Source organism: Protofrankia sp. CiP1_Cm_nod3 (assembly GCF_982290655.1).
This window is the reverse complement of record NZ_CEVIVD010000197.1, coordinates 1-6,742: the sequence shown is the minus strand read 5'-3', so window position 1 is coordinate 6,742 and position 6,742 is coordinate 1. Positions and strand designations below refer to the sequence as shown.

Below are 6,742 nucleotides of genomic sequence, written 5' to 3'. Positions count from 1 at the left end.
CAGGCCGGCGCGCACGGTGTTCGACAGCCCCGACCGGGCGGCCGCGGCACTCGCCGAGCAGCGGCTCGCCGCCGCCGCCGAGGCCGGCGGTTTCCGGGCGCTCACCGTCCGGCGCAACCACTATCTGGCCGCCCGCGCGGAGCTGGCCAGGCCGCACCGGTTCGCCGCCGAGCCGGTCGACGTCGCGGCCGTGTTCCTCGACGCGCTGCACGCCGAGGTCGATCCGCGGCCCAGGCCGACCTGGGCGACGATTCTGCGCGCCGACGCCGCCGAGCCGGGCAGCCGGGAGGCCGGCAACCTCGCCGAGTACGTCCGGACGGCCTGGGAGCGGGCCGCACCACCGCTCGCCGAACTGGTCGACACCCCCGCCAGCCGCACCGAGCCCGACGGCGCTAGGCCCGACGGCGCTGGGTCCGACGGCGCTGGGTCCGACGGCGCTGGGTCCGACGGCGCTGGGTCCGACGGCGCTAGGTCCGACGGCGCTAGGCCCGGCCGCACTGAGCGCGGCCGCACCGGGCCCGGCGGCCGGCCGGCGCCGCTGCTGCTGCACGACGCCGGCGTGTTCGGCCGCTACGGCGGCCGCGGGCTGGACGTGCTGTTCGCGCTCGCCGAACGGGCCCGCGCCGACGGCCGGCCGCTGTGGGTGCTGTGCCCGACGACCGAGCCGACCCGCCCGCCGCGCCTCGACGGCGCCCTCGTCCAACTGGTGACCGAAAGCGAGTGGATCGCCCTGCCCGACGCCTGGGTCACCAACCGGCACCGATCCGCCGACGAGGACCCCGACCTCGCCGGCAAGGCATCCTGACGAGACGACCGACCGAGCCCCACGGACGCGGCACCACGCAAGTCCGGTGGGGCCACTCGAACGCCGGTCAAGTAGCGCGGATCCCATCCACGACCACCCGCACAGGCCATGATCCAGGAGAGTTTGTCGTTGTGTACGTTTTTTGGCCGCAAAAGCGTACATAACGACAAAATTACGCCGATCTTCTCTGGCGGCCGACGTCCATCGAAGCGTGCCATCGTTCAGGAGGGATACGTATGGTTACCTGACCGGCGCTCTCGGCCCGCCTGAAACCGTGAAGGCGCCCGAGATTGCGTTTTTTGGGTCTGCGAGGCATGCCGGCCGCGCGAATGATGATCTGCCGAGCGACACGGGCGAGGCTTCCCGGAGCTGTCAGCGACCACACGTATATTCGCATGTATGTTCGATCGCATCATGGGGTGGCTGCCCGCCCGCGGCGCTCGCGTCCACTACGCTGACGGCGTGGCGGAGCCGGGCATCGAGGAGCAGGCGGAGCTCGTCGCGCTGCTTCGGCAGCGGCCGCGCGGGCTCAGTTGGCTTCAGCTCGCCGGTGCCGTGCTGGAGAGCGGGAGTGCTACGGCGGCGCGGGCACAGCTTGTCGCTGACAGCCTCTTCGGCGACGACGACCATGCCGTGCTGCTCGACCGGGCGCGGGACGAGGTCCGTGGCTGGCGTGCGGCCGGGCTGGAGTTCCTCTCGATCGCCGACGAGCGCTATCCGGCGCGCGTCCGCGACATCCACGAGGCTCCCCCGTTCCTGTTCGCCCGCGGCCGCCTGCTCGCCGATGACAGGGCCGTGTCCGTCGTGGGTTCGCGCAAGGCGTCGGAGCGGGGCCTGAAGATGGCCAGGTCCATCGCTGACACGCTGGTGTCGATGGATCTCACGGTGGTTGCCGGTCTCGCGGCGGGGATCGACACCGCCGCCCACGAGACCGCCCTCGCCTGCGGTGGACGCACCGTGGCCGTCATCGGCACCGGGATCAACAGGTGCTACCCGACCGCCAACCGCGGGCTTCAGGAGCGCATCGCGAAAACAGGGCTGGTGCTGTCGCAGTTCTGGCCGGACGCGCCGCCTCAGCAGCGTAACTTCCCGATGCGCAACGCGGTGATGTCCGGCTACGGCATCACCACGATCGTCGTCGAGGCGGGCGAACACAGCGGCGCCCGCATTCAGGCCCGGATGGCGGTGCACCACGGCCGGCCGGTGATCCTGACCGATCTCGTCGTCGACAGCACCGAGTGGGGCAGAGAACTCGTCGGTCGTCCCGACGTCTACGTCGCGTCGTCGATCGCCGAGGTGACAGCCGTGGTCGACAAGCTCGCCGAACGCCCGAGCCAACTGGAAGCGGTTCTCAGCCAGATCACCGTCTGATGGTCACCCGCTCACCCGCTCTCGACACACTCCGCGACCTCATCGGCAGAACAGGAAGTCTGTTCCTCTGCAATGTCCGATGGGTGCAGTTCCGCTCCAGCGATGTGACTATGAGATGATCATTCTGCCGTGCAATGGGGCACGTATTGGCGGTCCTCAGGGTCTGCCGTTCGAATCAAGATCCTGGACGCGAGCTTGGATGAGGGGGAGGATCTCTGCTACCGCTCTGTCCACAGACGCTGCAAGTACTTCTGCGTTCAGCTTGCGGTGAGGGATGTGGGCCAGCTTGTCGCGTAACGCAATGGCGCCGCTATAGGCGTATGTCACGCTTCCGTGCGAGGCCTGCTTCAACATCTCGCCGAAGGTGAGCATGCAGTACGCGAGCGAGAGCAGTCGCCCGTCGCCTGCTTTCGGTATTCCGTCACGAGAGATCGATAGGGCACGGTCCAGTGCCGCCCGCGCGTCGAGCAGGCATACAAGTTCGCGGCGTTCGCGATCAGCGGGGGTGGCGGTCATGCCGCCCCGCGTGCGTCGTCGAGGTATTCGGTTTCCTCCACGTCCACACCGGGGCCGCGGGGGACGACTTCCACGGTGGCGTCGATAATCGTGGAAAGGTCGGTTTCGAAACCGGTGATGTCGAAGTAGGAGCGGCCTTCGTCCAAGGTCGCCACGAGCTCTCCGGGCTCCGCGCTCAGCGCGAAGGAACGCAGGCCGTAACGGCGCCCCAGCTCGTGGATCGTCGCCGCGTTGGCCCGCAGCCGCGCGGGGCTGGCGAGTCTCATCGCGTGGCCTCTCCTCTGGGACGGGCGCGAGTGGTCTGCTGGTCCGACGTCTGCTTGACAATATCTCGTAGCCGCTCGTCTTCGGGCACCCGCAGCCACTCCTCGGCGCCGACCGCCCGGGCCTCGGCGGTGGTCGTCGGCTCCCTGCTCGGCCGGTTGGCGAACCAGCCGCCGCTGCCGTCGTCGAAGACGAGGTAGCCGAAGAAAGCCCGCCAGCCGAACGCCAGGTGCATGCGGCCCCAGGTCGAGGGGATGCCGGTGTGGTCCAGCCGGGCGCCGAAGTCGAGCAGGCCGGTGTGGCGCGGCCGGGGGCGACCGGGCCGGATGAGCCCCTGCACGGCCGAGCGGATGCCGTCCGCGTCGATCAGGACGTCCGCGGTGGCCCGGGTGCCGTCCGTAAAGCAGGCGGGCACCCCGCCGCCCGCCTCGCCAGGCTCAGGTCGGTGGCGGCGCTGCTCGGTCTGGTCACGGCCGTGGTCGCCTGAGTTCGGTCATTTGGTTAGTGCCTTGCCCGATCCGCCGACGAGGACCCCGACCTCGCCGGCAAGGCATCCTGACGAAACGATCGGACGAGAGCCCTACGGACGCGGCACCATGCAAGCCCTGTGGGGCCGCTCGGCCCGCCTGAAACCGTGACGCCGTCCGTGATTGCGTTTTTTGGGGCTGCGAGGCATGCTGGCCGTGTGAGTGATGATCTGTTGAGCGATCCGGACGACGACCTGCTGACCACGGGCCACGTCGCGGAACTGCTCGGCTGCTCGCGCCAGCACGTGGTCGATCTCTGCCGGCGGGGCCTCCTGCCGCATACCACTGTCGGCACGCATCGCCGCATCCGCCGCGGCGATCTCACACCGTTTCTCCCGGCCGAACTGACCCGCGACCAGGCCCGTTCGCTGTGGCTGCATCAGGCCGTTGCCGGCCGGCTCGTCACTGATCCGGACGGTGTTCTTCAAGCCGCCCGGGAGAACCTGACACGGCTGCTTGAGATTCATCCCAGCGGGGTGACCCGGCACTGGCTCACCATCTGGCAGGACATGCTCGACGCCGGGCCCGACGTGGTGCTGGAGATCCTGACCTCCACCACACCGCACGCCCGCGACCTTCGACAGAACTCGCCGTTCGCCTGCGTCCTCCCGGAAACGGACCGACAGGCAGTCCTGACAGCGTTCCGCGCCAACTGGCGACGGACACACGCGGCATGCAACCGGAGCCCCACGACTGCGTGATCGCGAAGCTGGTTGCGGGTCGTGAGAAGGACTTCGCCTTCGCCGACGCGCTTGTCCAAGCCGGGCTGATCGACCCACACGTCCTCGAGAAGCAGCCGAGCAGCGTCCCCGCACATTTCGCTACGATCAAGAGAATCGGGATGTGCCCCCGCGGCCAGCAGACCTTCGGTCAGGGCGTATCCGTATTGACGCCTGAAGCCACAGAGCGCATACTCTGAGCGCCCTGGGATACACGCCCCAGCGGAAGTGGCGCCCCGACCCTCCGGATGGTGGGTGCGGGGCGTTTGCGCTGTTCAGACATGGTGCACCGTGATCGGGCCATGCAGGGCGAGATACTCACTACGCCTACACGCCTGCCATGCCTGGCCCATCACCCCCACGCTCCACCCATTACGCGAACTGATCGACAAGCTCGCAGCCGGGCATCGGCTCCGCCTCTATCTACCCCCGTAGATCACAAAGGAGCTACCAAGCACAAAAAACCACCGATGGATAGACTTCCATCCCCGAATAAGATAGACATCATGAACGATACAAGCAGCCGCCATCACGATCTAATTTCCGAGGGATCGTACTTGCTCGATAAATCGCGGCCGCGCTGGGGGTGAGCTGGCATACCGCGCATGGCGGGTTCATCAGTGTCGCCGCGGCGGCGGGGATCGTAACCACCGAACAGACTACGACCATCACCTCAGCCCCGGGTCCGGATGCTGATGCCACCATGGCCGGGGCTGACGCCGGGGCCACAGGTGAGCAGCGGCCTGGTTCGCAGACGGCCCGGTCGGTGTCGAGCCCGCTGCCTCCGGTGGAGGTGCTGGGGTTGGACGACCAGCGCCGCGGACGTCCCCGCTGGCACCGTGACCCGACCAGTGGGCGGTCTGTCACCGACGCGGATCGCTGGCAGAGCGTTCTGATCGACGCCACGGGTGGCCATGGCCTGCTCGGGGTCGTGGAGAGCCGCGCCGCCACCCCGGTCGTCGACTGGATCACCGCCCGGCCCGCCCCATGGAGGGCCGGCGTCCGGGCGGTGACGATCGACATGTCCACCGTCTACCGGACCGCCGCGCGGGCCGTGCAGGCCGCGCTACCGTACCCGATGGTCGCGGTCGACCCGTTCCACGTCGCCCAGCTCGCGAACAAGGCGGTCGGCGACGTCCGCCGCCGGGCCACCCACCGGCTCCGCGGTCGCCGTGGCCGTGCCACCGACCCCGAGTACACGATCAAAACGCTGCTCCTGACCCTTGGCGCATACTGTTCCAAAGGTGAGCGATGCCGCCGGAATCGAGACAGACGCCGATGTGCAACAAGAAGTTCCTCTCCGGCGCAACGAGGGCTTCCGTATGCTGTGGATCGGCCAGCTGCTCTCCGATACCGGCTCAGGGATCGGCCTGCTCGCCTACCCGCTGCTTATCCTGGCGCTGACCCACTCGGCGGTGCTCGCCGGAGTGGTGGGGACGTCGCGGGCAATTACCCTGCTGTGCCTGCAGCTGCCCGCCGGGGCGCTCTCTGACCGGTTCGACCGGCGGCTGACGATGATCATTTGCGACATCATGCGCGCGGTCCTGCTGGCCCTGCTCGGCATCCTGATCGTGACCCATCTCGCGTCCTGGCCGGTCGTCCTGGTCGTGTGCCTGATCGAGGGAGGCGCGGGCGCCATCTTCAACCCGGCGGCTGCCGCGGCACTGCCGGGGATCGTGCCGGACAGGCAACTGGAGCAGGCGTCGGCCGCCACCGAGGCCAGGACCTACGCTGCCGCCCTGGCCGGCCCGGCGCTCGGCGGGGCTCTTTTCGGGCTGGGCCAGGCCGTCCCGTTCCTCGCCAATGCCGTCTCCTACGTGGTCTCGTTCGGCACGGTGAACAGGATCCGGGGGCAGTTCCGCCCGGAGAACGCGGCCGAGCGCAAGGCGTTGTGGCGCGAGGTGGCCGATGGCCTGCAGGTCGTCTGGCAGGTGCCGATCCTGCGCGCGGTAGCGATAACGGCACCCCTGATGAACTTCGCCTTCACCGGCGTGATCTTCACCGTCACGCTCGCGCTGCGTCATCACGGTACCTCCACCGCGGTGATCGGCCTGGTGCAGGCGACCATCGCGGCCGGCGGGCTGCTCGGCGCCATAGTGGCGCCCCGGCTGCAGGGGCGCATGCGCCTGGGAGCCCTGGCCACCACGATCACCCTGGCTGGGGCCCTGCTGTTCGGCGCTGCGGCACCGCTCCTCCCGTCGCCGCTGGTGGCGGCGCCGATCGCCATAGCGCTGCTGCTCGCGCCGGCCGTGAACGCCGCGCTGTTTGCCGTGACGCTCCGCAGTGCACCGGCAGAAATGCGCGGCCGAGTCATCAACACCGTGGTCATGGCGACTACCGCGCTGGCTGCGCTGGCGCCGCTGACCGCTGGACTGCTTGTCCAGCACGTGTCCGGCGCCTGGGCGGTGGGCGCCTTCGCCGCCACGGCCGCCGCCGCGGCAGTGCTGTGCCTGATCCTGCCAGGTTTGCGGCATGCCGCATGAGCCACACGGATGAAGATTTCGGCAAGGACAACGCAAAATCTATCCCAGTCGGTCGGG

Annotated in this window: 7 protein-coding genes and 2 pseudogenes; 6 read left to right on the top strand and 3 right to left on the bottom strand. The window is 69.0% G+C overall.

Annotated elements, in window-relative coordinates:
• Positions 1-805 (top strand): annotated as a pseudogene (locus AC5LUJ_RS22460) (BREX system serine/threonine kinase PglW); the annotation flags it as partial.
• A gap of 399 nt (positions 806-1,204) precedes the next feature.
• A complete protein-coding gene (locus AC5LUJ_RS22455) occupies positions 1,205-2,176 on the top strand; it encodes a DNA-processing protein DprA (RefSeq protein ID WP_250291615.1) in 972 nt (323 codons plus the stop codon).
• A 156-nt stretch (positions 2,177-2,332) separates the two neighbouring features.
• On the opposite strand, the gene AC5LUJ_RS22450 is transcribed toward AC5LUJ_RS22455, so the two are convergent.
• From AC5LUJ_RS22450 to AC5LUJ_RS22440, 3 genes are read right to left on the bottom strand one after another with little or no spacing between them, the layout of a single operon-like run.
• Entirely contained in the window at positions 2,333-2,692 is a 360-nt protein-coding gene (locus AC5LUJ_RS22450) for a hypothetical protein (RefSeq protein WP_250286686.1), read from the bottom strand.
• A complete protein-coding gene (locus AC5LUJ_RS22445; RefSeq protein WP_250286684.1) occupies positions 2,689-2,958 on the bottom strand; it encodes a hypothetical protein in 270 nt (89 codons plus the stop codon). Before AC5LUJ_RS22445 ends, AC5LUJ_RS22450 begins: the two co-directional genes overlap by 4 nt.
• Entirely contained in the window at positions 2,955-3,371 is a 417-nt protein-coding gene (locus AC5LUJ_RS22440) for a hypothetical protein (RefSeq protein ID WP_250286682.1), read from the bottom strand. The genes AC5LUJ_RS22445 and AC5LUJ_RS22440 overlap by 4 nt, the downstream gene beginning before the upstream one ends.
• Positions 3,372-3,563: 192 nt before the next feature.
• Here AC5LUJ_RS22440 and AC5LUJ_RS22435 point away from each other — a divergent pair, with 192 nt between their 5' ends.
• The 4 genes and pseudogenes from AC5LUJ_RS22435 (at position 3,564) to AC5LUJ_RS22420 (ending at position 6,685) form a co-directional block, all read left to right on the top strand.
• The gene (locus AC5LUJ_RS22435) at positions 3,564-4,184 is read left to right on the top strand and encodes a helix-turn-helix domain-containing protein (RefSeq protein ID WP_250291613.1); all 621 of its coding nucleotides are present in this window, start codon (positions 3,564-3,566) and stop codon (positions 4,182-4,184) included.
• The gene (locus tag AC5LUJ_RS22430; RefSeq protein WP_250286678.1) at positions 4,181-4,402 is read left to right on the top strand and encodes a hypothetical protein; all 222 of its coding nucleotides are present in this window, start codon (positions 4,181-4,183) and stop codon (positions 4,400-4,402) included. The genes AC5LUJ_RS22435 and AC5LUJ_RS22430 overlap by 4 nt, the downstream gene beginning before the upstream one ends.
• Positions 4,403-4,905: 503 nt before the next feature.
• Positions 4,906-5,409: pseudogene (locus tag AC5LUJ_RS22425) on the top strand (transposase); the annotation flags it as partial.
• A 37-nt stretch (positions 5,410-5,446) separates the two neighbouring features.
• Positions 5,447-6,685 (top strand): MFS transporter, encoded by a 1,239-nt coding sequence (locus AC5LUJ_RS22420; RefSeq protein ID WP_250291612.1) that lies wholly within the window; start codon positions 5,447-5,449, stop codon positions 6,683-6,685.
• Positions 6,686-6,742: the final 57 nt, after the last annotated feature.